General features: G+C 65.9%; 24 protein-coding genes, 1 tRNA gene and 1 pseudogene. 16 read left to right on the forward strand and 10 right to left on the reverse strand.

Annotation, left to right across the window (positions count from 1 at the left end; all coding sequences use genetic code 11):
* The 6 genes and pseudogenes from BLV04_RS22285 to BLV04_RS22305 form a co-directional block, all read right to left on the reverse strand.
* Positions 1-437, reverse strand: a 437-nt coding sequence (locus BLV04_RS22285) for an alpha/beta fold hydrolase (protein ID WP_503660764.1), incomplete at its 3' end; no start/stop codon positions are given.
* Between the two features lie 40 nt (positions 438-477).
* Positions 478-1,650, reverse strand: a complete 1,173-nt coding sequence (locus BLV04_RS22290; protein ID WP_093037975.1) for a trans-sulfuration enzyme family protein — start codon at positions 1,648-1,650, stop codon at positions 478-480.
* A gap of 79 nt (positions 1,651-1,729) precedes the next feature.
* On the reverse strand, positions 1,730-2,560 hold the full coding sequence (locus tag BLV04_RS22295; RefSeq protein ID WP_342721924.1) for a cysteine desulfurase family protein: 831 nt from the start codon (positions 2,558-2,560) through the stop codon (positions 1,730-1,732).
* A pseudogene (locus BLV04_RS25770) lies at positions 2,544-2,795 on the reverse strand (aminotransferase class V-fold PLP-dependent enzyme); the annotation flags it as partial. The pseudogene BLV04_RS25770 and the gene BLV04_RS22295, both read right to left, overlap by 17 nt.
* Before the next feature lie 59 nt (positions 2,796-2,854).
* Positions 2,855-3,202 (reverse strand): DsrE/DsrF/TusD sulfur relay family protein, encoded by a 348-nt coding sequence (locus tag BLV04_RS22300; protein WP_093037978.1) that lies wholly within the window; start codon positions 3,200-3,202, stop codon positions 2,855-2,857.
* Between the two features lie 155 nt (positions 3,203-3,357).
* Complete coding sequence (locus tag BLV04_RS22305) at positions 3,358-4,224, reverse strand: sterol desaturase family protein (protein ID WP_245731995.1); 867 nt, start codon at positions 4,222-4,224, stop codon at positions 3,358-3,360.
* Between the two features lie 363 nt (positions 4,225-4,587).
* On the opposite strand from BLV04_RS22305, the gene BLV04_RS22310 reads away from it, so the two are divergent.
* On the forward strand, positions 4,588-5,154 hold the full coding sequence (locus BLV04_RS22310; protein WP_093037980.1) for a Uma2 family endonuclease: 567 nt from the start codon (positions 4,588-4,590) through the stop codon (positions 5,152-5,154).
* 194 nt (positions 5,155-5,348) lie between these two features.
* Complete coding sequence (locus BLV04_RS22315) at positions 5,349-7,802, forward strand: thioredoxin domain-containing protein (RefSeq protein WP_093037983.1); 2,454 nt, start codon at positions 5,349-5,351, stop codon at positions 7,800-7,802.
* A gap of 97 nt (positions 7,803-7,899) precedes the next feature.
* On the opposite strand, the gene BLV04_RS22320 is transcribed toward BLV04_RS22315, so the two are convergent.
* Positions 7,900-8,565, reverse strand: a complete 666-nt coding sequence (locus tag BLV04_RS22320) for an HvfX family Cu-binding RiPP maturation protein (protein WP_093037985.1) — start codon at positions 8,563-8,565, stop codon at positions 7,900-7,902.
* A 393-nt stretch (positions 8,566-8,958) separates the two neighbouring features.
* On the opposite strand from BLV04_RS22320, the gene BLV04_RS22325 reads away from it, so the two are divergent.
* The 8 genes from BLV04_RS22325 (at position 8,959) to BLV04_RS22360 (ending at position 16,371) form a co-directional block, all read left to right on the forward strand.
* Positions 8,959-9,483 carry a sigma-70 family RNA polymerase sigma factor gene (locus BLV04_RS22325; protein WP_093037988.1) on the forward strand — a complete coding sequence of 175 codons (525 nt, stop codon included), beginning with the start codon at positions 8,959-8,961 and terminating at the stop codon, positions 9,481-9,483.
* Positions 9,480-9,992 carry a response regulator gene (locus tag BLV04_RS22330; RefSeq protein WP_093037991.1) on the forward strand — a complete coding sequence of 171 codons (513 nt, stop codon included), beginning with the start codon at positions 9,480-9,482 and terminating at the stop codon, positions 9,990-9,992. The genes BLV04_RS22325 and BLV04_RS22330 overlap by 4 nt, the downstream gene beginning before the upstream one ends.
* The gene (locus tag BLV04_RS22335) at positions 9,959-10,426 is read left to right on the forward strand and encodes a DUF302 domain-containing protein (protein ID WP_093037994.1); all 468 of its coding nucleotides are present in this window, start codon (positions 9,959-9,961) and stop codon (positions 10,424-10,426) included. The genes BLV04_RS22330 and BLV04_RS22335 overlap by 34 nt, the downstream gene beginning before the upstream one ends.
* A gap of 193 nt (positions 10,427-10,619) precedes the next feature.
* Positions 10,620-11,477 carry an HvfB family MNIO-type RiPP peptide maturase gene (locus BLV04_RS22340; protein WP_093037997.1) on the forward strand — a complete coding sequence of 286 codons (858 nt, stop codon included), beginning with the start codon at positions 10,620-10,622 and terminating at the stop codon, positions 11,475-11,477.
* Positions 11,470-12,252, forward strand: coding sequence for an HvfC family RiPP maturation protein (locus BLV04_RS22345; protein WP_093038000.1), 783 nt, complete (start codon positions 11,470-11,472; stop codon positions 12,250-12,252). Before BLV04_RS22340 ends, BLV04_RS22345 begins: the two co-directional genes overlap by 8 nt.
* An 18-nt stretch (positions 12,253-12,270) precedes the next feature.
* A complete protein-coding gene (locus tag BLV04_RS22350) occupies positions 12,271-14,229 on the forward strand; it encodes a sensor histidine kinase (protein ID WP_093038003.1) in 1,959 nt (652 codons plus the stop codon).
* A 154-nt stretch (positions 14,230-14,383) separates the two neighbouring features.
* The gene (gene dinB / locus BLV04_RS22355) at positions 14,384-15,547 is read left to right on the forward strand and encodes a DNA polymerase IV (protein WP_245731996.1); all 1,164 of its coding nucleotides are present in this window, start codon (positions 14,384-14,386) and stop codon (positions 15,545-15,547) included.
* A gap of 2 nt (positions 15,548-15,549) precedes the next feature.
* On the forward strand, positions 15,550-16,371 hold the full coding sequence (locus BLV04_RS22360; protein WP_093038010.1) for a phosphodiester glycosidase family protein: 822 nt from the start codon (positions 15,550-15,552) through the stop codon (positions 16,369-16,371).
* Between the two features lie 175 nt (positions 16,372-16,546).
* Here BLV04_RS22360 and BLV04_RS22365 read toward each other — a convergent pair whose 3' ends face one another.
* Positions 16,547-17,416 carry a class I SAM-dependent methyltransferase gene (locus BLV04_RS22365; RefSeq protein WP_093038011.1) on the reverse strand — a complete coding sequence of 290 codons (870 nt, stop codon included), beginning with the start codon at positions 17,414-17,416 and terminating at the stop codon, positions 16,547-16,549.
* A gap of 209 nt (positions 17,417-17,625) precedes the next feature.
* On the opposite strand from BLV04_RS22365, the gene BLV04_RS22370 reads away from it, so the two are divergent.
* Positions 17,626-18,627 carry an AraC family transcriptional regulator gene (locus BLV04_RS22370; RefSeq protein WP_093038014.1) on the forward strand — a complete coding sequence of 334 codons (1,002 nt, stop codon included), beginning with the start codon at positions 17,626-17,628 and terminating at the stop codon, positions 18,625-18,627.
* Between the two features lie 605 nt (positions 18,628-19,232).
* Here BLV04_RS22370 and BLV04_RS22375 read toward each other — a convergent pair.
* Positions 19,233-19,323 (reverse strand) — tRNA-Ser (locus BLV04_RS22375).
* Between the two features lie 271 nt (positions 19,324-19,594).
* Between BLV04_RS22375 and BLV04_RS22380 the strand changes: the two genes are divergently transcribed.
* A complete protein-coding gene (locus tag BLV04_RS22380; RefSeq protein ID WP_245731997.1) occupies positions 19,595-20,395 on the forward strand; it encodes a class I SAM-dependent methyltransferase in 801 nt (266 codons plus the stop codon).
* Between the two features lie 102 nt (positions 20,396-20,497).
* Here BLV04_RS22380 and mobB read toward each other — a convergent pair whose 3' ends face one another.
* Positions 20,498-21,049, reverse strand: coding sequence for a molybdopterin-guanine dinucleotide biosynthesis protein B (mobB, locus tag BLV04_RS22385; RefSeq protein WP_093038029.1), 552 nt, complete (start codon positions 21,047-21,049; stop codon positions 20,498-20,500).
* A gap of 232 nt (positions 21,050-21,281) precedes the next feature.
* On the opposite strand from mobB, the gene ettA reads away from it, so the two are divergent.
* The 4 genes from ettA to BLV04_RS25125 all read left to right on the forward strand — a co-directional run bounded on the left by ettA (position 21,282) and on the right by BLV04_RS25125 (position 26,347).
* Positions 21,282-22,949: an energy-dependent translational throttle protein EttA gene (gene ettA / locus BLV04_RS22390; RefSeq protein ID WP_093038021.1), complete on the forward strand. Its 1,668-nt coding sequence runs from the start codon at positions 21,282-21,284 to the stop codon at positions 22,947-22,949.
* A gap of 28 nt (positions 22,950-22,977) precedes the next feature.
* Positions 22,978-25,026, forward strand: a complete 2,049-nt coding sequence (locus tag BLV04_RS22395; protein WP_093038024.1) for a putative bifunctional diguanylate cyclase/phosphodiesterase — start codon at positions 22,978-22,980, stop codon at positions 25,024-25,026.
* 198 nt (positions 25,027-25,224) lie between these two features.
* Entirely contained in the window at positions 25,225-26,094 is an 870-nt protein-coding gene (locus BLV04_RS22400) for an ATP-binding protein (protein WP_093038032.1), read from the forward strand.
* A gap of 100 nt (positions 26,095-26,194) precedes the next feature.
* Complete coding sequence (locus tag BLV04_RS25125) at positions 26,195-26,347, forward strand: hypothetical protein (RefSeq protein WP_175534761.1); 153 nt, start codon at positions 26,195-26,197, stop codon at positions 26,345-26,347.
* The last annotated feature ends 214 nt before the right edge of the window (positions 26,348-26,561 follow it).

Genomic DNA, 26,561 nt, shown 5'->3' on the forward strand with positions numbered 1-26,561 from the left:
GCCGACTGATTGCCGCCGCGCGAATGTCCCAAAAGGGCAACCTCCTCGACACCTTGGCTCTGCAGCCAGCCGAGCCAAGCGCCGATCTCGCCGACGGCATCGGTATGCAGGTGAGTATGGGTCACGGCGCAGTCGTACATGCCGCTGCGGTTGTCGAGACCGAGACTCAGGGTCATGGAGAGCGAGCTGATCCCGCGCTCCAGCAAGGCCGATTGCAGGGTCTGCATGATCTCCATGCCGCCGTGGGCGAGTGTGCCGTGGGTCATGAGCACCACGGGCCCCTGTTGCCAGTCGGCGCCGGTCGTCTCCAGGTTGGCGTTCAGGGTGAGGCCCTGGTCGGTCAGGGTGACCTCTTCGGCAGCAGCGCCGGCCGTAAATGTCATGGCGAGCAGCCCAATGGCGAGAGCGGGTCCGGCGATTTGAAGGCGATGGCTCATGGGTCGATCTCCGTGGGGTTGATGAATCGGTTGCGTCGGATCAGCCGAGCGCTAGGTGCAGATCGGCGATCAGATCCTCGGCGTCCTCCAATCCGATGGAGAGTCGCAGCATGGCGTCGGAAATGCCGCGCCGGGCGCGCTCCTCGGGCGTGAGACCATGATGGGTCGTGGTGCAGGGCTGGGTGACGAGGCTCTCGACCCCGCCGAGGCTGGGGGCGAGCGCGAACAGCTCGAGGCGATCGGCGACCGCGGTGGCCGCCGCGCCGTCGCCGGCGATCTCGATGGTCAGCATCCCGCCGAACCCGCTCATTTGTCGCGTCGCGAGGGCATGACCGGGGCATGACGGGAGGCCAGGATAGAGAACGCGGGCGACCCGCGGATGGACCTCCATCGCCCGGGCGACAACCAGGGCGGATGCCGACTGCTGTCTCACCCGCACCACCAGGCTGCGCAGACTGCGCGCGAGCAGGGCGGCCGTCTCGGGTGCGGGCATCTGTCCGAGATTCTTGCGCCAGTTCCACACGGGATCCAACAGGGCCCGCGCGCCCATCAGGGCGCCGGCGGTCAGATCGCTGTGTCCGCCCAGATATTTGGTCGCGCTGTGCACGACCAGATCGGCACCGAGCGCCAGCGGCTGCTGATTGACCGGCGAGGCGAAGGTGTTGTCGACGACGAGCAGAGCGCCCCGGGCATGGACCTGCTCGGCCAAGGCGGCGATGTCGAAGACCTCCAAGGCCGGGTTGGTTGGCGTTTCGAGGAAGACCAGACGGGCGCCCTCGGCGAGGAGTCTGTCGAGCTGCTCGAGCTCATGGCCGAGCAGGAGATGGGTCGGCATTCCGAGCAGCGGCAACTGCTGACCGATCAGCTCCAGGGTGCCGCCGTAGGCATCGCCGATACAGACGATGCCGTCGCGCCCGTGGGCGAAGAAGAGCGCGGACTCCGCCGCCATGCCGGATGAAAAGGCCAACGCGGCCTCGGCGCCTTCCAAGGCCGCCAATTTCTCCTCCAGAGCGAGGATGCTGGGGTTCAGGCCGTAGCGCGTATAGAGGCTTCCGGCGACGCGTCCCTCGACGACGTCGAGCAGCGCCGCGGTCGAGGGAAAGGCGAAGGTCGTGGTGGTGTAGATCGGCGTATGGGGGCTGCCGTGCGGATCGGTGCGCTCGCCGGCATGGACGCAGCGGGTGGCCAGGCTGTTCTGGGTAGGTGCGGACATGGGCTCTCTCGTTGGGATATCGGGATCGGTCCAGGCACAGCTCGGGCGCTCCCGTTGCGCCGAGCGACGATGTACGGGATTAGAGCCGTGTCGGCAGGCGCTGCACGACCGCATCGATCTCCTCTGCGGTCGTCTCGCGCCCCAGACTGAAGCGAATGGCCCCGCGGGCGATCGGGTCCGGGATGCCCATGGCTTGAAGCACGGGCGAAGACGCGGTCTTCCCCGAGTGGCATGCCGAGCCGGCGGATGCGGCCACGCCGTCCAGTCCGGCCAGGATATCGCCGCCCTGGGCGCCGATGAAGGAGCAGTTGAGCGTATTGGGCAGGCGCAGGTCCGGATGGCCGTTGAGCACGACGCCCGTGCCGAAACGGTCCTGAAGCGCCGTCCAAAAGCGGTCTCGAAGCGCGGTGATCCGAGGCATCTCGGAGAGATCCGCCGCGAGGCGGCAGGCAGCGCCCAGAGCCGTCGTCAAGAGCGCGCTCTCGGTGCCGGCACGACGCCCGACCTCGTGTCCCGCGCCATGCAGAAGCGGCTCGAGGGACGTGCCGGCGCGCACGTACAGGGCACCGACACCTTTGGGCGCATAGAACTTGTGGCCGGCGATGCTGAGCAGGTCGACGCCGAGATGATCGATGCCATCATCGACACGAGTCGGAATCTTGCCGACGGATTGCGCGGCATCCGTGTGGAAGGGGATCCCATGCTCGCGCGCGATGGCCGCGCACTCGGCAATCGGCTGGATGGTGCCGACCTCGTTGTTGGCGTGCATCAGGCTGATCAGGATGGTCTCGGGTCGGATCGCTCGGCGCAGGTCGTCCGGATCGACGCGGCCATGCCCCGTCGACCGGGAGCCAGGTGACGCGGGCGCCCAACCCTTCCAAGAAGCGCATCGGCGCGACGATGGCCGGATGCTCGATCCGGCTCGTGATCAGATGTGACTTCGCGCGACGCGCGGCAAAGAAGGTCCCCTTCAGGGCGAGGTTGTTGGACTCGGTCCCGCCGCTGGTGAAGACAATCTCCCGGGGTGCGCAGCCGAGCAGCGCGGCGACCTTCGCACGCGCCTGCTCGACCAATTCCCGTGCCGGTGCGCCGGCCCAATGCAGGCTGGACGGATTGCCGAAGGCATCCGCCATTGCTGCCTGCATCGCCTGCGCAACGGCCGGGGCAATCGGTGTGCTGGCGTTGTAGTCGAGATAGATCCGGCTCAAAACACCAAGACCCGATCAGCCGTCAAGGTCGCCTCGGCCAGCGCGTCCATGGTGCTGCGGCGCGTGCCCTCGATCAGCTCGGCATCAGTGATTCCGCGTGCATCCAGACAGGTGCCGCAGAGCAGGACATCGCCGCCGCGCGCGATCGCCTTCACCATCAACTCCAGGTTGTAGTAGCCCTGCGGCACCTTCTGCCCGGACTTGGCGCAGGCGACGGCATCGGCCATCAGAAAGACGGTGACATGGGTGTCCTTCCCGGCGAGTGACTTGGCGAGGCGCAGACCGTTGAAGCTGCGCTCGGTGCCGTAGGGTGGATCGTTGAGGATGAACAGAACCTTGGACATGGGTTACTCCTGTCGTGACGTTGTGGTTTCCGGGCAGACGGGTGTCTGTGCGGGCGATGGATGGTCCGGAGTCGGTCGACCCTGCAGTCGGATGGCCGGACGCGGCAGGAGGGCGAGGGCCGCGATCGGTCCGAGCGCGATCGGACCGGTTTTGGTCATGGACGCGTGTCCCGCGACCGATCCTCCCAGCGCCGCCGATTGATCGCATAGTCGGTCACCTGTCCGATGAAGGGCAGCACCAGCATCCCGTCGAGCCGATCGACCCGGCGCGGATCGCGATGGTCGCGAATCCCGATGGTCATACCCTCGTGGCCGGCCCGCGGCTGGTCGCGGTAGGTGCCGAGCAGGCGATCCCACCAGGACAGGTTGAAACCGAAGTTGGAGTTGGTCTCGTCGTCCTCGATCGAGTGATGGACGCGATGCATATCGGGTGTCACCACAAACCAACGCAAGGCGCGGTCGACCCCGAGCGGAAGACGCACGTTGGCATGATTGAACATGGCCATGCCGTTGAGAATGACCTCGAAAAGGATGACGGCGACGACCGGCGGGCCGAGTGCGGCGATGGTCGCGAACTTGATCAGCATCGAGAGGACGATCTCGATCGGGTGAAAGCGCGCGCCCGTGGTCAGGTCATAGTCCAGGTCGGCGTGATGGACCCGATGCAGCCGCCACAGCGCGGGCACGGCGTGGAACAGCACGTGCTGCACCCAGATGACGAAGTCGAGCACGACGACGGCGAGAAGCACCGCCAGCCAGCCCGACACGTCGAGCGCGTTGAGCAACCCCCAGCTCTGCGCGCTCGCAAAGACGGCCATTCCGACCGCGGCGGCCGGAAACAGGATACGCAGCACGACCGTGTTCAAGACGACCAGTCCGAGGTTGCTGGTCCAGCGTTGCAGTCGGGTCAACGCCCGGGTGCGGCGCGGGGCGCGGACCTCCCAAATCGCCATGAGCGCAAAGATGCCGAAGAAGAACACGAGGCGGATCGTTGCCTCGTGGGTCTGGATGAAGCTGTCCAAAGGGGTGTGCCTCCGACTGCCGGGATGGCTTGATGATCCCGATACTGGCAGATCGAAGGCCCACTATCAACCGATACGTTGAATGTTTTTCGCCTACAGATTTAGCGGGCTTCTCAGGTCCCGGCATCAACCTCCGCAGCGCGTTCGTGCGTCGCTCGCCGGCGATCCACGTCGAAACCGATGGAGGCCGCGTATGGCTTCGCCGTCCCAGTTCGACGTGTTGCCGCGGCTAAGGCGATCTCCGGCGAGGTTCACACCGCTCTGCCGAGCCGCAGACCTGGAGCGTTGAAGCATCTGAACCACTGAGTGCTAAGCTGGATACTGTTATCACCCCCTCACCAGCTGCCTTGCGAGCAACACCGGATGGAAGCGCAACGATTTCGAACCATCGACGACCTACTAGCCTGGCCGGGCGACGAGCACGTCGAGCTGATCGACGGCGAGATTGTGCAGCGGCCGATGAGTCGTTTCGAGCATGGGCTGGCGCAGTCGGGATTGGTGGAAGAGACGATTCCCTTGAAGCGTCTAGGCGGCTCAGGCGGTTGGTGGATCGTCCCCGAGATCAGTGTGCGTTACAACGAGCACCACTGTCCCAGCCACGACCTGGCCGGCTGGCGCAAGGAGCGGCTGCCGGAGCGCCCGTCCGGCGTCATGACCGTGTTGCCGGACTGGGTCTGCGAGATCCTCTCCCCGGGCCACGAGCGCAAGGACACAGTCACGCACTTCCTGCGACTGCAGCGCGCCGGAGTTCCCTTCTATTGGATTGTCGCACCCGAGGACCGAGCGCTGATCGCCTATGCCCTGGATGCCGGCGGATACCGAGCCGCGTTCACGGCCGAAGGCCCGGAAGAGACCTCGGCCAAGGTGCGCATCCCGCCGTTCGAAGCGATCGAGATCGACTTAGGACTCCTGTTCGGCGACTTGGAATGAAGGGACACCTCGAAAGCCGGCAGGCCTGCTGCTGTCGCAGTATCGGATCCAGGCGGAGCTGTTCCTCCTCCAGCCGGACGGGACCTGGAGTCTGAGCAGCTACCAGTATCCGTCGGAATCCATCCCGGTGCGCGTCGCCGAGGCGGAGCTGTCGCGGGCCGAGGTCTTCGATAAGGTGGAGCTGTCGAGGTAGCATGAACTGCTTACTCGTCGGGCTTGCCCTTCTGCTCTACCTGACCACTGCGGAGGTTGGCGGTGTCGGCGCCGAGGGCCGCGACGGCGCGCATGCGGCAGCGGACGTCTCGGCGACGTACCCGCCCGAGCTGCAACGCCGGCTGGCGGCGGCGCTCGCGGCCAAGGGACCGGACTACCGCCCGCGCACCGAGCACCTGCTCCCAGATGGCCGTCCTCGCTATACCAACCGCCTGATCCTGGAGGATTCGCCGTACCTGATCCAGCATGCCCACAATCCGGTGAACTGGTATGCCTGGGGTCCGGAGGCGTTCGAACGCGCCCGCCGCGAGAACAAGCCGGTGTTCCTCTCCATCGGGTACTCGACCTGCCACTGGTGTCATGTAATGGCGCGCGAGAGCTTCGAGAACGGCCCCATCGCGGAGCTGCTGAACGCGCATTTCGTGGCGATCAAGGTCGATCGGGAAGTCCGCCCGGACATCGACCAGGTGTACATGACCGCCGTGCAACTCCTCACCGGCAGCGGCGGCTGGCCCATGTCGAGCATCCTCACACCCCAAGGCGAGACCATCGTCGCCGGGACCTACTTCCCGCCCGACGATTTCAGCGCACTGTTGCACCGCGTCAACACTCTGTGGCAAGAGCAGCCGGAACAGATGCGTACCCGGGCGGCCGAGATCGCACGCGTCGTTGCCGAGGCGCTCGCCGCCGAGGCACAAGCCGCCGAGCTCGAAGACCGGATCGTCGATCAGGCCGCCGCAAGTCTACTCGAGCAGCATGACGAGATGCAGGGCGGTTTCGGCGACGCACCCAAGTTCCCGCAGCAGCCGCGGCTCGCGCTGTTGCTCGACCAGGCGCTGCGCCGGGACGATCAAGCCGCGCTGACGGCGGCCGTCTTCACCCTGCGGAGCATGGCGCGCGGCGGCATCCAGGATCAGGTCGGCGGCGGCTTCCATCGCTACGCGATCGACAACGACTGGCTCGTGCCCCATTTCGAGAAGATGCTCTACGACCAGGCGCAGCTCGCGCGCCTCTATCTGGCCGGCTGGCGTCTGACCGGCGACCCGGAGCTGGCACGCGTGGCCCGGCGCACCCTGGACTTCGTGCTGCGCGATCTGACATCCCCGGCGGGCGGCTTCTATTCCGCCACCGACGCCGAGAGCGAAGGCGAGGAAGGTCTGTTTTTCCTCTGGACGCCGGACGAGCTGAGGTCCGTGCTGCCGCCCGAGGACGCCGAGCTCGCCATCGCCCTCTACGCGGTGACCGAATCCGGCAACTTCGAGGGACGGAACATCCTGCATCTGCCGATCGCGCCGGAGCCCTTCGCCGCCGCCCGCGGCTTGACCCCGGCCGAGCTGCGGCAGCGCCTGGACGCCATCAATCAGCGCCTCTACCGGCACCGCGAGGGGCGCCCGCATCCGCATCGCGACGAGAAGATCCTCACCGCCTGGAACGGCATGATGATCGCCGCGCTCGCCGAGGCCGCCGAGGCATTGGACGAGCCGCGCTATCTGAGCGCCGCCGAACGCGCCGCGGAGCTGCTCTGGACCGAGCAGCGTCCGGCGCCGGGTCGGATCAACCGCGTCTATCTCGACGGACGCACCGCGCAGCCGGGGCTTTTGGAGGACTACGCCTTTCTCGGACAGGCCATGATCGCGCTCTATGACGCCACCGGGGAGCCGCGCTGGCTGACGCGTGCCCGCGAGATGGCCGATGCGCTGTGGGAGCGCTTTGCTGATCGCGGCGAAGGCGGTCTCTTTATGGGCGAGGCCGCCGAGGAGACCCCGTTGATGGCGCGGCCGAAGGATTTCACCGATGGGGTCATGCCGTCCGCCACCTCGGCGGCCCTGCAACTGCTGGCGGAGCTGATCCGGCGCACGGATAAGCTGGATTACGAGCGGCACGCGACGTCTCTGTTGGCGAGCACATCGGGCCTGATTGCTCGGGCCCCGAGCGCCTTCCCGTCGCTGCTGACGGCACTTATCCTGATGCGGCACGGCGACACCGGACCCCTGCAATACGCGGCACGGGGCGCCGTGCGCGCCGACGCCCGCATCAGCGCACCAAACAGCCCGTGCGAGGATGGCAGCGCAAGCCTGGTGGTCGATCTGAGCATGCGACCGGGTTGGCACGTCAATGCCCACCGACCGCTGCAGGACGAGCTAACTGCAACGACCCTGCGCATGCGCGGGGACCATGCCCACTGGCGGATGGTGGCGCCCGCCTATCCGACCCCGGAGATCCTCCGACTGGGCTTCCAGCGCGAGCCGCTCGCGGTTCATCAGGGCCGGGTCCGGATCGAGACGACGCTCGAGGAAAACCCGCAGCAGAGGGCCAATGCCGGCGAGGATCCAAGCGCGTGGCTATCCTTCGAGCTGCGTCTTCAGGCGTGCAACGACGCCATCTGCCTGGCCCCGGAGACCCTGGTCCTGCAGGTCCCGATGCCCGCCCGCTGAGTCAGTCCGCTGATTCAGCGTCGAAGAAGAACGGCTGGCCGATGCGGGCAAGCACATCCGGCGGTATCGGCTCGCCGCCATTGCGAACGTCGCGTGCTTACGAAATGCGCGCTGTGGCGGCTGCCCGTCGGCCCCCGAAGCTCGCCCCGACGGACCGCTCGGGCGCCGCCCCGGCGAAGCGACGCGCCATCCAGAAGTCGATGCTCAGATAGCGCCCGGCCCCGATGAAGAAAAGCGCAAGCAGCATGATGAAGTAGGTCGCGGCGAACTCGATGCCGTTGTTCAGGATCACCAGGCCGCCGTTCTCCGTCAGCCAGCTGTAGTCGCCGTGCTCGCGCAGGATGTCCTTGGCGCGGTCGAGGCGCTCGATGGCACCGATCGTGCGCTCGCTCGCAAACAGTGATCCGGTCCCCTCGGCGATGGCGAGCCAGCCGTTCTGCCAATGCACGGTCACCGCGGCGACGACCATGGTGACCATCAGCGGGAGCGAGATCCAACGTACGCCCAAGCCGATGACCAGCAGGATCGCACCCAGAACCTCCGTGCCGGCGGCGAGGAAGGCCAGGAGCGCCGGGAACGGCAGGCCCAGGCCCCAGTCGGGGTTGCCGAACCATTGCACGGTGCTCTCGAAGTCGGCGAATTTCTTGGTTCCGGCCATCCAGAAGACCGGGGCCAAATAGAGCCGCAGGGCCAGCGGGCCCAGAAAATCCAGTGCGCGGGTGGTCTCGAGCACGCCTTGGAGTCGGCGGGCGAGCGTGATCATGGGGCGGTCCTCATCGAGTTGGATTGGGTCCGGTTGGGTTTGTCGGGTTGTCGGGCAGGCTGTGGCGCAGGGTCAGCGCCGGCGAGCCGCGGCAAAGATCTCGGCGTGTTTGACGGGGCTTCTCGACGGTTCTCGGGGGATAGGACCCGCATCGGGATCGGTCTCTTTCGCGCCGCGGCGTGAGGAGCGCATCTGCGGGGGCCGTGCGTCGGGCAGATGCGACGAATCGTGACAGGACGCGCGACGGGGCCGGGCGTCGTCACGATTCGTTACAACGCTTCGTTCAATCGAATTTGGGGAAATCCAGAAAAGGTTATATTTTTCTGAGAGATAGGGACTGGCACGACAAATGGCAGTGTTACGGCGACTCCAATCCGTCGCCGGACCATCGCCATGAACACTGCACTCTCCGAAACCGCCCTGCCCCAGCCAACACCCGAGACGCCCGGCTTCGCCGCGCTGGTACAAGCCTACGGGCGGGATCTGCACCGCTATGCCTACAGACTCTCGGGCAACGTCCATACCGCGGAGGATCTGGTGCAGGACACGCTGCTGCGCGCCTGGCGCTCGCTGGATAAGCTGCAGAACCGCGACGCCGTGAAGGGCTGGCTCTTCACGATCGTGCGACGCGAGAACGCCCGCCGCTTCCAGCGCGCCCAAGGCCAGGTCTCGGACATCCCGACCGAGGAGCTCCCCGACAGCCATGTGACCTACGACACCTCCACCGAGGCCTTCGTCCTGCGTCGCGCCATCCGGGAGCTGCCCGTCGAGTATCGCGAGCCGCTCGTCCTGCAGGTGCTCCACGGCTTGTCGCAGCAGGAGATCGCCGATCGACTCGGCCTGACCTCGGCCGGCGTGGGGACGCGCCTGTTTCGGGCGCGTCAAAAGCTGCGCGCCGGCTTGGGGGAACGCGGATGAGCCCCACCGATGCCGTCGACCGATTCACCGCGTGTCAGGGCCGCCGGCCGCGGGTCCTGCTGGTCGAGGACGATCGCGCCCTGGGCCGGATGCTGACCTGGACCTTCGAGGAGCATGGCGCCCGTCTCCTGCTCGCGCGCACCTGCGCGGCGGCGCGCACGATCGCCGCCGCGGCCGGCTTTGACTTGGCCATCGTGGATGCGGATCTGCCCGACGGCGACGGGGTGATGCTCGCCGAGGCGCTGCGTGCGGACCACCCCGCCGCTCTGGTGGCGATCTGCAGCGGCCGCCACGGCATCGACCGGAGCGGGCTTCTCCCGCCGGCCGTCGATGCGGTCTTGATCAAGCCGGTCCCGATACGATTATTGTTGGATCTCATGGAAACCGTCTGCCGAACGGCAGCGGACGTGGTGCCCGGGATCAGGCACACTCGGGAATGCGGCGACACGGCCGCTCTAACCGGAGCACCGAACACATGCAGAAACTCGGATTTGTCGGCCTCGTCTTGATCTCGATCTACTCCGCATCTTGGGCACTTGCCGGCGATGGACCGAGCAACGGCCTAGTGGCGACGACGAGCCCGCATGGTGTCGCCGAAACCGCGGATCGTGCCGAGGCGGCCATCGCCGAGCGCGGTCTCGGGGTCTTCGCCCGCATCGACCATGCGGCCGGGGCCACCAAAGCAGGTCTGGAATTGCCGCCGACCGAGCTGCTGATCTTCGGCAACCCGACGGCAGGCACGCGACTGATGCACTGCAACGCCACGGTCGCGATCGATCTGCCGCTGAAGCTACTGATTTGGGAAGGGGCCGACGGCGTCACGCAGGTTGCCTACAACGCGCCCGCCTGGCTCGATACCCGGCACGGCCTCGGCGCCTGTGCGGCGGTCTTGGACAACATCGACAGCGTGCTCGCAGAGATCGTCGCGGCGGCCGTCGAGTAGATCCCGACTGAAATAGCGCCTCCGCTCGCGCGGTCGTTATCCGTATAACCTAAATTCGGGAGTTAGAACCGCAAAGGCGCAAAGGACGCAGAGAATAATAACGGCTTGTCGAAATCCTTCGCGCCCTTTGTGTTCTTTGCGGTTCAACTGCTCTTTCCAGGTATAACGATTCGAAACGGAGCCTTTTGACGGCATGACTCCAGAACCCTACCCCGTTCACGGCGCTGGCCTCGGTCTGCGACGCTCTTTTCTGAGCGCCCTGGCGGAGCGAGCTCCCGAGGCGGTCGATTTCTACGAGATCGCCCCGGAAAACTGGATCGGCATGGGCGGCGTGAACGCGCGCCGCCTGCGCGCGTTGACTGAGCGCCATCCCTTCGTCTGTCACGGACTGTCGCTCTCGATCGGCGCCCCAACCCCGCTCGACCTGCACTTCGTGCGGCAGATCAAGGCGTTCCTGGACGAGCACGGGATCCGCGCCTACACGGAGCATCTGAGCTACTGCTCCGACGACGGCCATCTCTACGACCTCTTGCCCATCCCCTTCACCGAAGCGGCCGTGCACCATGTCGCCGGGCGCGTCCGTCGGGTGCAGGAGATCCTGGAGCGGCGCATCGCCCTGGAGAACGTCTCCTACTACGGCGCACCGGGGCAGGAGATGTCCGAGATCGACTTCATCAAGGCCGTGCTGACCGAGGCCGACTGCGACCTGCTGCTCGACGTGAACAATATCCATGTCAATGCCGTCAATCACGGCTACGACCCACGCGCCTTCCTGGCCGCCCTGCCGGGGGAGCGCATCCGCTACGGCCATATCGCCGGCCACTATGTGGAGGCCGAGGATCTGCGGGTCGACACCCACGGCGCGGACGTCATCGACCCGGTGTGGGAGCTGCTGGATCTGGCTTACGCGCGCTTCGGGGTCTTCCCCACACTCCTGGAGCGCGACTTCAACATCCCGCCCTTGGATGAGCTGGTTCGGGAGGTGGATCGGATCAAACAGATCCAGCAGGTCCACGCGGCGCGATCGGCGCGGAGCGCGGCCGATGCCTGAGCAAGCCGATGTCATCCAACCCGATTTCATCCGACGCCAGCGCGCCTTCGCCGCGCATCTGCGTGATCCCGCACGGGTCCCCGGACCGGAGGATGTCGAGGATCGCCGCATGGCGATCTATCGCGATCTGGTGTTCAACAACGTCTCGGCCTTGCTCGCGGGCAACTTTCCGGTCATTCGCCGGATCCTGCCCGACGCGCAGTGGGATGGCCTGATCCGGGACTTCTTCGTCCGTCATCGCGCCAAGACACCGCTCTTCCTGGAGCTGGGACAGGAGTTTCTCGATTTTCTGCAGACGGCACGGACGGGCGATCCTCGGGATCCACCCTTTCTCTTGGAGCTGGCGCACTACGAATGGGTCGAGCTGGCGTTGCAGATCAGCGACGTCGAGCCGGACCGCACCCGCATCGATCCGTCCGGCGACCTGCTCGATGGTCGCCCGGTGGTCTCGCCGCTGGCCTGGAATCTCAGCTATCGCTTCCCGGTCCATCGCATCGGGCCGGACTGCCGACCGGATGCACCACCGGACGAGCCAACCCATCTGGTGGTCTATCGCACGCCCGAGGACGACATTGCCTTTCTCGAAATCAACGCCGTCACGCAGCGTCTGTTGATCCTTCTGGAAGAGGAGTCGAGCCCGCAGACCGGGTGCGAGGTGCTCGGGCGCATCGCAGCGGAGCTCGGCCATCCGGATCCCGAGCAGGTCATCGCCTTCGGGGCCGGATTGATGGAGGATCTACGCACCAAGGGGGTCTTGCTCGGGACGGCGTGCTGATCGATCCCTCGCCTGATCATGACGCTCGCTCAGCGCCTCTCCAGCCTCGGCTTTCAGCTCACCGCCGGCTTTCTCGGCCTGGTCCTGCTCTTCGCCGGTGCGGGCCTCTATGCCGTCGGCGCCTTTCAGCGCCAGTTGGCCTACGACGCACTCGTCGAGATCGCAGGGCGGCTCGAGCTGACTGCCGAGCAGATCCACACCCAAGGGATGAACTACAAGCAGAATGCCCCGCGCGACTATCCGACCTACTACCGCGATGTCCGACTCTACTATCGCGATCTGACGACCCACGTCGCGACCTTCGATCAGGTTGTCGACGCCTTCATGAAGGGCGATTTCAGCCATGAGGTGCCGACCCCGCTGCCTTGGATGATGCCGCGCCTGGGCAGCGGCGTGACACTCGCCATCCGGGACTTGGAGCTGGCCTGGGAGGGCTGGCGTGGCGCGCTCTTCGAGGCGATGGGCGAGGACACCGAGGAGCCGCGTCTGGAATGGGCGGCCGAGCACGTCATCGCCGAGCATGCCGTCCTCGGCGATGCCACCGCGAGGCTGACCCGAGCCCTGCGCGACTGGACCGCAAGCGAGTATCGCAAGGTGGTCCAGGGTGCGCTCGCTTTGGCGGTCGTCGTGATCCTGGTCGCGGCCGGCTTACTGCTGATCCTGCGCTACCGCGTGCTCGCGCCGCTGCGGCGCACCATCGCCGGCTTCCAACGCGTCGCCGACGGCGATTTCGGGCATCGTACGCCGGTGGAGGGCAGCACCGAGATCCGGGAGCTGACCGGCAGCTTCAATCGCCTTTCGGTCCGGCTCGATCTGCTGCACCAGCTCATTCGCCGTCTGCAGCAAGGCAGCGATCTCGACGAGCTGTTGGGGTTCCTCAGCCGCGAGTTTCGGGACCTGCTCGGGTTCGACTGGATCGGGGTGGTCTTCATCGACGATGCCCGTGCCAACGCGCATGTCGAGACCGGTTGGCTGGACGGCAGGCCGCAGCCGAGCGATCGGCGGCTTTACCGCTTGCAGGGCACGCTGCTCGAGTCCGCGCTGGCCGAGGCCGCGCCCATCCATGTCGCCGATGCCGTCACCCGGGTGCACGAGAATCCCGCCTACGAGTTTCTCGGTCACTTGGTCGCGCTCGGCATGCGTGACGCGATCTTCCTGCCGCTCACCGCGCAGACGCAGACGCCCGTCCCGGCGGTGGTGGTATTCGCGACCCGTCGCCCCGAGGGCTTCGATACCGCTCGGCGGCGTCTCCTGGGCAACATCGCACAGCTCCTGACCCAGGCGTTCGGACGCACCGCCCGCTTCGCCGAGCAAGGCCGCCTGGCCGCCATCGGGGAGTTCGCCTCGGGCATCGCCCACGAGCTACGCACCCCGCTCACGACGGTGTCCATGGCGTTGGAGTCGCTCGCCGGACTCGCGTTGGAGGAGCGCGCGCAACGGCGCATCGCGCTCGGCTCCGGCGAGGCGCAGCGAATGCGGCGCCTGCTCGAAGACATGCTTCTCTATGCAAAGCCGCTGAGTCTGGATCTGCAGGCGGTCGATCTCGTCTCGACCCTCGCCGACTTCGTTGCGGGCTCCACCGACGGCGACCGACGACACCCGGTCTGCCTCGCCTCGACACCGACAACCGCACATATCCTCGCCGATGAAGATCGCCTGCGACAGATCCTCGTGAACCTGACCGACAACGCCTGTCAGGCCGCGCCCGAGGGCTCTCCGGTCACCTGGCACATCGAGGTGCAGGCACCGGAGCAGCGGATCCTGTTGCGAGTGCACAACGGCGGCGAGCCGATCCCGGCCCACCTGCTGGCGCGTCTGACCGAGCCCTTCTTCAGCACCAAGACCAACGGAACCGGCCTGGGCCTCGCCATCGTGCGGCGCCTCGTCGAGCAGCACGGCGGGGAGATGCGCATCGCCTCCGATTCGCAGACGGGCACCGAGGTCCGGCTGAGCTTTCCGGCCCTGACACCGGATTGAACGCGGCTCTCGCGGCGGCAACGGTGATCTTTCAGAGTGTCCGCTACCCGATCCTACCCTGTTCGGACCGGGATGCGCAGTCTCGATCGGTTTATGCAGTCGTCGTTGCAGCCATCGCCTCGGAGCGGCACCATGCCGTATGCCTCGACTCGTGATGCACATTGATCTCGATGCCTTCTACACCGCCGTGGAGCAACGCGATCACCCCGCGTGGCGCGGGCGACCCCTCATCGTCGGCGCCGCGCCCGGTCGGCGCGGCGTGGTTGCCACCTGCTCCTACGAGGCGCGACGCTTCGGCGTGCACTCGGCCATGCCGATTTCCGAGGCGGTGCGCCGTCTGCCGGCGGAGACGGTTTACGTGCGCCCGAACATGGCGCGCTATGCCGAGGTGTCGCGGGAGATCATGCGGGTGCTCGGCACCCTCGCCCCGGTCGTCGAGCCGGTCTCGATCGACGAGGCGTACCTGGATGTCTCAGGATTGGAGCGGCTGGTCGGTCCGCCCGAGGTCGTCGCCCGGCGCACCAAGGCGGCCATCCGCGAAGCGGTCGGGCTGACCGCCTCGGTGGGCATCGGTCCGAATCGCCTGATCGCCAAGCTCGCCTCGGACGCCCGCAAGCCGGATGGACTCCTGGTGGTGCGCCCGGAGGAGGTCCGCGCCTTCCTGGATCCGATGCCGCTCGCCGCCCTGCGCGGCGTCGGCGCCGTGACGGCCCGACGACTCGAACAGGCGGGCTTGCGGACGGTCGGCGACGTGCGCTCCCGGCCGCTGGAGGAACTGCGCCGACGCTTGGGTGCACGCACCGGCACCCAGGTTCACCTGCAGTCGAACGGCATCGCCGACGACCGGGTCCATCCGGCCACCGAACGGCAGTCGATCTCCAAGGAGACGACCTTCGCCGAGGATGTCGAGGACAGCGACGTTCTGCGCGACACCCTGCGTTGGGCTGCGCAGGAGGTCGGCTACCTGGCCCGACACGATGCCCGCAAGGGCACGGTAGTCACCTTGAAGATCCGCCTGCACCCGTTCGAGACCCACACCCGTTCCCGTACCCTGGCGGCACCGAGCGCGGATGATCGGGTCATCTTCGACGCGGCGTGGGACCTGTACCGGGCCGACACGCATGCCGGTCGGGCGGTGCGGCTGATCGGTCTAGGTCTCTCCGGTTGGGCGCAGGCGCCCGTGCAGTCGGATCTCTTCGCGGAGATAGACACCCGCGAGCAGGATCCTGCGGATGATCGCCTCGACGCGACGCTCGATGCGATCCGGCGCCGGTTCGGCAGGCACTGCATTCAGCGCGGACTCTCTCGGCGGCCTTAGCAATGCCGGACGTCAGGGTATTCAACGCCTGTCCAGCGTGGCCGCGCATTTTCCTCCTGGCCATTTTGCTGCAGGCTTCGACCACGCTCGCCGCGGACTGGATGCCCGCCGGGGAGCCGGAGCGGCAGGACATCAACGCAGACGTCGCCTACTCCAAGCGCACCGCTATGCGACCGTCCGACGGCAAGCAAGTCACCGCACACCTCGCCTTCTTCACCTCGCGAGCGTTCCGCTTGGAGGTAATCGATCTGGGGGCCGGCCCCGAGGCGGCTTACCCGACGCTGGAGTCCGCCTTCCGCAGCGAGGGCTGCGTGGCCGGGGTCAACGGCGGCTTTTTCCATCCGGATTGGCAGCCGTCCGGGCTCGTGATTTCCAAAGGACGACGGATCAATCGCTTCGAGACGGCAAGACTCCTGAGCGGCGTGATCTACAGCGACGAGCGCGGCATCCACCTCGTCCGGCGTGGCCGGTTCCAAGATCACCCGAACATCAGCGCCTTGTTGCAGACCGGGCCCTATCTCGTGGAAAACGCACGCTCGGTGCGGGGACTGTCCACGTCCGATCCACGGCGCCGCACCTTCGTCGCTACGGATTGGCGCGGACACTGGGTCATCGGTGCGACCATGAGCACCCTCACCCTCGCCGAGCTCGGTGTGATCCTTGCCTCCCCGGACGCCCTGATGCCTTGGCGGATCGATCGCGCCATCAACCTCGACGGCGGATCCTCGACGGGATTCTTCTTCGACCGCGGCGCCGACCGGGCTCCTGTGACCCTGCAACCCTGGAAACGGGTGAGGAACCTGCTCGGAATCTGCCCGCGTTGAACCCTGCGGGGAAGCCGAAACCGATCGGTCAGCCCTCCCTGTGAAGGCGGATTCCGGAAAGCGACATCGACACCCGGAGCCGCCAAAGGGAAGGAGCAGGCCTTGCCGTCACCGACGTCCGGCGACATAACCGCCCGGCTTCGTCTCGGCGGTTGCATCGCGGATTCTCCGTCCGTCAGTGGCGCGTGATCACGGCCTCGAGGTATTCGCCGGGAACCACCAGCGAGTTCGGCCCGGCGATGTTGCGGGACTCGAGCAGTGTGATCAGATCGGCGTGGAGCCGCGCCTGTCCTTCGCTGTCCAGGGCCGCGAAGGCCTTGTGGGTCGGACCGTAGTAGGTGCGGAAGACCTCGATCCAATGGGCGGCGGAACGGTAGCGGAAGTTGAACGTCCGATGCGCGCACTGGATGTCGGCGGCCCGGGGACCGAACAGCTCGACCAGGTAGGGTTCATCGCCCCAGCGCACCGGTGAGCGGACGCCCGCCGGCGGCGGCACATGTGTACCGACCAGGCGGAACAGGTGGCCGATGAATCCATCCGGCGTCCATGCGGCCAGGCCGATGCGTCCGCCGGGGCGAACCACCCGCAGCAATTCGTCCGCGGTTCGATTGTGGTCGGGCGTGAACATGGCACCGAAGGTCGACAGGGCGACATCGAAGCTGCCGTCGGCAAAGGGCAGCGCTTCGGCGTCGGCGACGCGACACTGCACGGCCAGCCCATCGACCCGTGCCCGCGTGGCGGCCTTGTCCAGGAGGTGCGGCACATAGTCCGTCGCGGTCACCGTGGCGAAGCGCCGTGCCGCGGCCAGGGAAGCATTGCCGTTGCCCGCGGCGACGTCGAGCACCCGCTCGCCGGCACGCAGATTCACGGCCTCGGCCAGGGATTCCCCGACGATTTGCAGCGTGGTGCCGATGACGGCGTAATCGCCGCTCGCCCAGGTAGCCTGCTGACGCTGCTTGATCGCTTCGAGGTCGGGCGAAGGCGGAACGGGAATGGCCCAGGCGCTGGACTGGATGGACGGGGAAAGCGCAAAGGGTGCGTTCATGATCGATCTCCGGTGGATTGGGGACGTCGGGCTTCTGTCGGCCCGGCTCCGCGTGGCGATCACCGGGTTCCGACGAGGCCATTCTTTCGCCGAACGTCTGTTGCTGCTTTACTGAAAGTCCTACAATTTTGCTCGTGCGTCCGCCGTTGGGCGGCCCCGGATCCAGGGTCGCCGCGTGCCGGTCGCGCGTTTCCGACCGGAGCAGAGCAATGAGTCGAGATACCCTCTCCGACCTGCTGCGTGCCGTTCGTCTGCGCGGCGCGGTCTTCTACTACGTGAGCAACTGGGAAGACTGGGCGGCCGAGGCGCCCCCCGCTCGGGAGATTGCCGCGGCGGTGATGCCCGGCGCCGAGCACGTGATGGAATTCCACATGGTGGCCAAGGGCAGCGGCTGGGCGGCCATCAGCGGGGTTGCGCCGGTGCGGCTGGGGGCCGGGGACATCGTCATGTTTCCGCACGGCGACGCCCACGTGATCTCTAGTGCCCCGGGCGTAGAGCCCGATCGGATCCACGCGGACTGGGTCTTTGCCACGCGGCACGAGCCCAAGCCCATACCCATCGCCTTTCATCGCGGCGTCAGGGAGCCCGGCGCTCCCACGCCGGTCGCCGACGCCGACACCATCCTGGTCTGCGGCTTCTTCGGATGCGACCTGCGCCCCTTCAATCCGCTGGTGGCCGCCCTGCCGCGCCTGCTGCACCTGCCGGCGGCCCGCATCGGTGGCTGGGTCGCGCGCGTCATCGACCAAGCCGCCCAAGAGTCGACCGAGCATCGCCCCGGCGCGGATGCCGTGCTCGAACGGCTGGCGGAGATGATGTTCGTCGATACCGCGCGGCGCTATCTCGACGGCCTGCCGGAGGACGCCACCGGATGGCTGGCCGGCCTGCGCGACCGTTATGTCGGACGTGCCCTTGCCCTGCTGCACGAGCAGCCCGAGCGCCCCTGGACGATCGATGAGCTCGGGCGCGCGGTCGGCCTGTCCCGCTCGGCTTTGCATGAGCGGTTCATGCAGTTCCTGGCCCAGCCGCCGATGCACTACCTGGCCAACTGGCGGATCCAGGTCGCGTCGCGCCTCCTGCGGGAGACCAATGGGTCCATCGCATCCATCGCCCTGGACGTGGGCTATGAGTCGGAAGCCGCCTTCTCGCGCGCCTTCAAGCGCTTGGTCGGACTGCCCCCCGGGACTTGGCGCCGAACGGCCTCCCGGAAGTGACTATCCCTGTTGGGTTAGGCGCAGGGAGCCGGCATTTCGCCGCAGTGGCGAAGGGCCGCGGTCCCGAATCCGCCGCCCCGAGCGTGGCGAACCCGGGCACGACGATGGTTATCTAAGTGCGGCGCACCGAACCCGCTCCCGTTGCATACGACGAGAACAATGAGCCCGAGGGACGTCGCTTCAACCCCTTGATCGGAGAATGACTTCGGCCTAACGTTGGCCCTGTCGGAGATCGAAGGAATCACGCAGAGGGAAGTTGCGTAGTGGTGTCGGCCTGCTGCGAAGAAGACGCTGATGCCAAGGCCGTCGGTGAAGCGGGCTGCGGGTGCGGCTCAGCCTCCGACGGAGGTCATGCATCGTCTCTTTGCTGCGCACAAGCATGATCGGCTTTGGCGGGCAGAGGCAGTGTATCTGGCCGCGGGGGCCACGGACATACGCAAACAAATCGACGGTGATGCCTTGCCGGCTGCGGCCCGTTGCGGAACTTCCTGCTTTGACCAAGGACGGCTTGAGGAAGCCCGGATGATTCTGTGGGTACGTTGGTGGGTATGCCGACTACTTCGCTATTATTTTTATTTTAGAAACAAATACATAAGCATAGATAATGGCGGAGAGGGAGGGATTCGAACCCTCGATAGGCTGTTAACCTATACACACTTTCCAGGCGTGCTCCTTAAGCCACTCGGACACCTCTCCGCAGGAATCGCGATCGCACATGCGGGAGAGTTGCTCTCCGATCGCCGTGGTTCAGCTCGCGAGCCGCATAGCGTACAGGAAGGTAGGATTGCATTCAAATCAGGCTTGGGACGGGCGTCGGTAACCGGCTTCGATCGGAAGACGTTGCGCCGGGCTCGCAGGATCGGCGCATGTCCTCGAGCTTGGCGGCGGGGATGGTATTTTCCGGAAATCAACCAAAGGAGCAGTCGACAGGAACATGGCCTCCCGAAAGGATCCGGTACGTTCAACGATGGCGGATCTTTCTGATCGTTATCGTCTTTATCAGCTCGCGGTCCAGAACCCTCGGACGGAGATCGACTTCGTCGACCGGACCTTTCGGCAATTGCGCGGGCGAAGCGCCCGCATGCTGCGGGAGGATTTCTGCGGGACGGCGGCGGTGTGCTGCGAGTGGGTAGGTCGGCGCAAACGCAATCAGGCCCGCGGCGTTGATCTGGACGCCGATGTCCTGGCATGGGGACGGCGCCATAATCTCGCGGTGCTGGACGCCGCCGCACAGGCACGCGTCGCACTGATCGACGGGGATGTCCGCGAGGTCGAGACGCCCGCCCCCGATATCGTGTTGGCGATGAATTGCAGCTACTGGCTGCTCCGCGACCGCTGCCATCTGCTGCGCTACTTCGCGCGGGTGCGCGACGCCTTGGCGGTGGGCGGGATCTTTTTTCTCGACGCCTTCGGGGGTTACGACACCTTTCGCCTCTTGAGCGAAGAGCGGCGGGTGAAGGATCCGCAAAGCGGCGGTTTCACCTACATCTGGGAGCAGGCGCTGTACGAGCCCGTGACCGGCAGGCTGGTCTGTCATATCCATTTCCGGTTCGACGACGGATCGGAATGGCCACGCGCCTTCAGCTATGACTGGCGGCTGTGGACCTTGCCGGAGATCCGCGAGTTGCTGGCGGAGGCCGGTTTCTCGCGCGTCATGGTCTATTGGCAGGGGTGGGATGCGGACGGGAAACCGGACGGCGTCTTCGTGCCGGTCGAGAGCGGGGAGCCGGACGCCGGGTGGATCGCGTATTTGACGGCGGAGAAATAGGCGCATTCGGGCGGCGATGACGGGATCCGCGCATCGCGCAGGCCTGGATGGCCTCTGGATCGGCCGCTTCCGTGTCCGGGTTTTTCGCTGACTTGAAGCGGGTCAGGAGGCGATGCGCAAGCGGATGTCGTCGAGATGGGAGAGGATGAAATCGGCAACGGTCTCGGGTGCGTTCAGGGGGAGGACGACAAGCGGCGGCTCGACCGCGAGGGGCCCGTCGGTAGCTACGGCGATAATGCCAGGATCGCCCGGATAGAGCGGCGCTTCCCCGGTAGCCGACCGATGCACCTCGATCTTTGGATAGTCCGCATGTTTGAAGCCTTCCACGAGGATCAGATCGAGCCGCTCGAGCTCGAACCGCGAGAGCATCCGATAGAGATCCGGGTCCTCTCCCTGCACCGGATTCTGGACCTGCAACGCCCAGCGTGCCTTGGAGGCCAGCAGGGTCTGTTGCGCACCGGCCTCGCGCACCTCGTAGCTGTCCTTGCCGGGCACGTCCAGATCGAAGCGATGGTGTGCATGCTTGAGATAGCCCACACGTCGTCCGCGACCGCCGAGGACGGCGACGACCTGTCGGACCAAGGTGGTCTTGCCCGAACCGCTCGGGGCGACGAAGCCGACCACGGGAATGATTGTCTCGCCCATCGGGTTGATCCTCGGTGCACATGGTCGCGGGCATCGCGGATTCGCGGCGCGCCTGTTCGTCGGCATTCTAATCGCGGGAGCGCCGCCCGCGCCTTGGACATTTCTCGAAGGCCGGCGCAGAATGTCGCGCAGAAGCGGTCGATCCGTATCCCGGTCACGACCGACGCAGCGCACCACCGCGCATCCCTCACGAAATCCAGTCCCTCGACTACGTCGTCCCGAAGATAAAGACCCCGTACCCATGGCTCAATACATCTTTACAATGAACCGGGTCGGCAAGATCGTGCCGCCCAAGCGCGTCATCCTGCGCGACATCTCGCTGTCCTTTTTCCCGGGCGCCAAGATCGGCGTGCTCGGTCTGAACGGCTCGGGCAAATCGACCCTGCTGAAGATCATGGCCGGTCTCGACACCGAGATCGAGGGCGAGGCACGTCCTCAGCCCGGTATCAAGATCGGCTTCTTGTCGCAGGAGCCGGGGCTCGACCCGACCAAGGACGTGCGCGGCAATGTCGAGGAGGCTCTCGGCCACATCACGGCGGCCTTGGAGCGGCTCGACGCCGTCTACGCCGCCTACGCGGAGCCCGACGCAGACTTCGACGCCTTGGCCAAAGAGCAGGCCGATCTCGAGAACCTGATCGAGGCCACCGACGGACACAATCTGGAGCGCACGCTCGAGGTCGCCGCGGATGCGCTGCGCCTCCCGCCCTGGGACGCCGACGTCACCAAGCTTTCGGGCGGGGAGCGCCGCCGGGTCGCGCTCTGCCGTCTGCTGCTGTCCAAGCCGGATATGCTGCTGCTCGACGAGCCGACCAACCATCTCGACGCCGAATCTGTCGCCTGGCTCGAACGCTTCCTGCACGAGTATCCCGGCACCGTCGTCGCCGTCACCCATGACCGCTACTTCCTGGACAATGTCGCGGGCTGGATCCTGGAGCTCGATCGCGGACACGGCATCCCCTGGGAGGGGAACTATTCCTCCTGGCTGGAGCAGAAGGAGCAGCGCCTGGAGCTGGAGCAGAAGCAGGAGCAGGCGCGCATCAAGTCCATGAAGCACGAGCTGGAGTGGGTGCGATCCAACCCGAAGGGCCGACACGCCAAGAGCAAGGCGCGCATGGCTCGGTTCGACGAGTTGCAGTCGCAGGAATTCCAGGCCCGCAACGAGACCAACGAGATCTACATCCCGCCCGGTCCGCGTTTGGGCGACTTGGTCATCGAGGCCGAGGGGCTGAAGAAGGCGTACGGCGACAATCTGCTGTACGACAACCTCTCCTTCACCCTGCCGAAAGGCGGCATCGTCGGCATCATCGGTCCAAACGGTGCCGGCAAGACGACGCTGTTCCGCATCCTGACCGGCCAGGAGAACCCCGACGCCGGCAACCTGCGCATCGGCGAGACGGTGCAGATCGCCTACGTCGATCAAAGCCGCGACTCGCTCGACGACAGCAAGACGGTCTGGGAGGAGATCTCGGACGGGGCCGACAACATCGTGGTCGGTCGCTACGAGATGTCCTCGCGCGCCTATTGCAGCCGCTTCAACTTCAAGAGCACCGATCAGCAGAAGCGCATCGGCGATCTCTCCGGCGGGGAGCGCAACCGGGTGCATCTGTCCAAGCTCTTAAAGAGCGGCGGCAACCTCCTTCTGCTCGACGAGCCCACCAACGATTTGGACGTGGAGACCCTCCGTGCGCTCGAAGAGGCCCTGCTGACCTTCCCGGGCTGCGCGGTGGTGATCAGCCATGATCGCTGGTTCCTGGATCGCATCGCGACCCACATCCTGGCCTTCGAGGGCGACTCGCAGGTAACCTGGTTCGAAGGCAACTATGCCGACTACGAGGCCGACCGGCATCGCCGCTTGGGCACGGAGGCAGATCAGCCGCACCGGCTCAAATATCGGAGGCTCACCGCCTAGACGGCCGCAGGGCCGTCTGCGCCTGACCATGAGTCTGCGTCTGAACCGGTTGATTCGGCATCCCTGGAGACCCTGGCGGGTTGTTCCCGCCTCCACGCGCTCGGCGACACGAGGTTATCTGGTCGCCCTGAGCGGCAGCCTCCTGACCTTGGGCCTGGTAACCTGGGATTATCGCGAGCGGATGTCCGCGATCGCGGCCGATTCGAGCAGACAGGACGGCGAGCTCGGGGTCACGCTGGCACTGGCACTGACCGTCTTGATGGCAACGGCGACGATTGCACTGCTCTTTTATCTGCGTTTCCGCGCGCTCGCGCGCGCGGAGCTGCGCGACCTCGCTGATCTGGACGCGGCCGGCGAGACCTTGCGCGCGCTGCTCGGCACCGTTTCACACGGGGTGATCTTGACCGACATCGACGGCCGGATCCGCCTGTTCAATCCCGCCGCCGAGATCCTCTTCGGACGCCTCGGCGAAGAGACCCTGGCATTGCCGATCGAGATCCTGATCCCGGATCTGCGGCTGTCGGATGTTTTCGAGGGCTCCCGGGCGAGCCTCGGACTCGGACCGCGCGTGCTCCACCTCCACGGTGTTCGCGCGGACGATCGGCAGTTCCCGATGCGCTTGCTGACCCGTGCCTTGACGCTCGACGGCGAGGATTTCCGACTGCTGATTGCCGAAGACATGACGGAGTCCGAGCGCAGCGAGCAGCGTATGGAGTTCCTCGAGCAGCGCGACCCACTGACGGGGCTTCAGAACCGACCGACCTTCGAGCGTATCCTCGGTGCCGTCACGCCGCTGCGCGGCGACGAGCACCCCGAGCACGCGCTCTGCTTGATCGATATCGACCGTTTCAAGGTCATCAACGACACCTTCGGCCACGCCGCCGGCAACAAGGCCCTCGAGCAGCTCGGGCAAATCGTCAAGACCAAATTGGCCGCCGCAACCGCCTTGGCCCGCTTGAGCGGAGACGAGATCGTTGCCCTCTTCGTCGGCGAGGCGGCAAACCAGGCGAAGGCGCTCTGCGAAGATCTGATTCGCACGACCCGCAACTTCCTCTTCACCTGGCAGGAGTGCTCGTTCGACATCACGCTCAGCATCGGCCTGGTTGTGTTCGACCCCGCGAAGGTCGGAGCCATCGATGCGCTCGGACAGGCCGATATCGCCTGCCGTGCCGCCAAGAAAAAGGGTCGGGATCGAGTCCATGTCTACGGCCATCGCGATGCCGAAAGTATCCGTCATCGCGGCGACCTGGCCCTCGTCCCGGCGATCGGCCGAGCACTGAGCGACGGGCGGTTCCGAATCATGGCCCAGCCGATCCAACCGCTCAGCGGGATCGATCAGCCCATCCACTACGAGATCCTGGCGCGGATGCAGGACGAGAAGGGCAACGCCGTGGTGCCGGACACCTTCATCGCGGCGGCCGAGCGTCACATCCTCATGCCGACCATCGACCGCTGGATCGTCACGCATGTCTTTTCGCACCAGTCCGAGCAACTTTCCGCCTGGCACGAGGCGGTTCCGGATCGCTTCATGCTCGCGATCAATCTGTCCGGGACCACGCTGATGGACGACGGCTTTATCTCGTATCTCAAACGTCAGTTCGCCGAGTACGCGGTCCCCTACGCCAGCATCTGCTTCGAAATCACGGAGACTGCCGCCGTGGCGGATTTGCGCCGCGCACGGACCTTTATGCTGGAGATGCGCGCACTCGGAACATCCTTCGCGGTCGACGATTTCGGAACGGGCTTCGCCTCCTATGCCTATCTGAAATTCCTGCCGGTGGACTATCTCAAGATCGACGGTAGCTTCGTGCGCAATTTAGAGACGGACCCCGTCGATCGCGCGCTCGTCTCCTCCATTAACCATATCGGACATGTTCTGGGCATGAAGACGATCGCCGAATGGGCCGAGACCCCGGAGCTGATCGAGCGACTTCGCACGATGGGCGTGGACTATGCCCAAGGCTTCGCAGTCGGACGACCGTTGCGGCTGGAGGATCTTCGGCTGCATCGCGCCTTGAGAAAGGATGCATCCGTGCAGACTCCGGCGGATGTCCTGCCTCGATCGGTCGCGCTTTAAACCGCGCCCGGCGCGGTATGCGATGTTTTTGGATAGGATCGGCCCCGGCAGACTTGACGACCGCCGGAGCCGGCGCGGTTTAAGAGACTAAAAAACATCTCCTTTGCCACGGTTGTCATTGTCGTTGTCGCAATCGTAATCGACAACGACAACGATTCGATTCCATGCTCGACTGATTACTGACACGTTGTGAACGAGATGGGTGCCAAGAAACGACTTCTCCAACGCGCAGAGACCCTTTTGGAGCGTCTCGCGGTGCTGCTCCCCGGCGGCACCGAGCTCCCGGACTGGACCGCCCACGCCTTTCGGTGGCGCCGCCGCGGCGATCGCGGTTGGTTGCAGGCGGTGCCCGCTCCGCATCGGATCGACCTCGCCGATCTGCTCTGCCTGGATCGGCAAAAGGCCGAGATCGAGCGCAACACCGCTGCCTTCCTCGCCGGCCGCGGGGCCAACAACGTCCTGCTGTGGGGCTCGCGCGGGACCGGCAAATCCTCGCTGATCAAGGCGGTCTTCAATGCGATGCGCGACCGCGGGCTGCGTCTGATCGAGGTCGACAAGGACGACCTGATTCAGCTCCCCGAGATCCTGGAGCTGATTCGCGACCGCCCGGAGCGCTTCATTCTCTTCTGCGACGATCTCTCCTTCGAGGCCAGCGAATCCGGCTACAAGGCGCTGAAGGCCGCCTTGGACGGCTCGATCACGGCAACACCGGAGAACCTGCTCATCTACGCCACCTCCAACCGCCGCCATCTGCTGCCGGAGCTTCAGTCAGAGAACCGGGAGGCCCGTTTCGTCGACGGCGAGCTACATCACGGCGAAGCGGTCGAGGAGAAGATCTCGCTTTCCGATCGGTTCGGCCTCTGGGTCGCCTTTCACCCCTTCAGTCAGGCCCAGTACCTTGTCCTCGTCCACCACTGGCTCGCCCGCTTGGGCAATACCTCCGAAACGGCCGCATCCGAGGGGCGCGAAGCGCTTGAGCGTGCCGCGCTGCAGTGGGCCTTGCGCCGTGGCTCGCGCAGCGGTCGCACAGCCTGGCAGTTCGCGCGCGATTGGTCCGGGCGCGATTGACTTGGTGCCCTTCCGACCGAACGCGGTCACTTGATCGCGCTCGGTGAACCCGAGCTCTCGTTCAAGGTTGGCCGGGCCGAATTCGCCTCCGGGAAACCGGATGTCCTCATTCAGCGAACGCCGTCTGTCACGCGAGGTTCTCGGCCGGCACACGCGACTGGCACTCGCGCATTGTCTCGGCTATCCGGTCATCGAGCCGACCGGCAATCCAACTGGACCCGGTACCGACGAAAGCACGAAGGACGAGCCATGATGGGCACACCGCGGGACAATTATGCGTGGACCGCGGTTGAGTTGTTTTTGAATCAAGTTGCGTGAACCTGATCGGTTCCACGGCGCGGCCTCGCTCGTCACTCCACTAAACCTGCACGTGGCGCAGAGCGCCACGAGGCATAGGTGACACCTCGGAGCGTGTGTCACGCGTCCCTGACCCTCACTCGTCCTCTAGCAACGTCTGCACGGCGTCG

Source organism: Thiocapsa roseopersicina, assembly GCF_900106925.1.
GTDB classification, from domain to species: Bacteria; Pseudomonadota; Gammaproteobacteria; order Chromatiales; family Chromatiaceae; genus Thiocapsa; species Thiocapsa roseopersicina.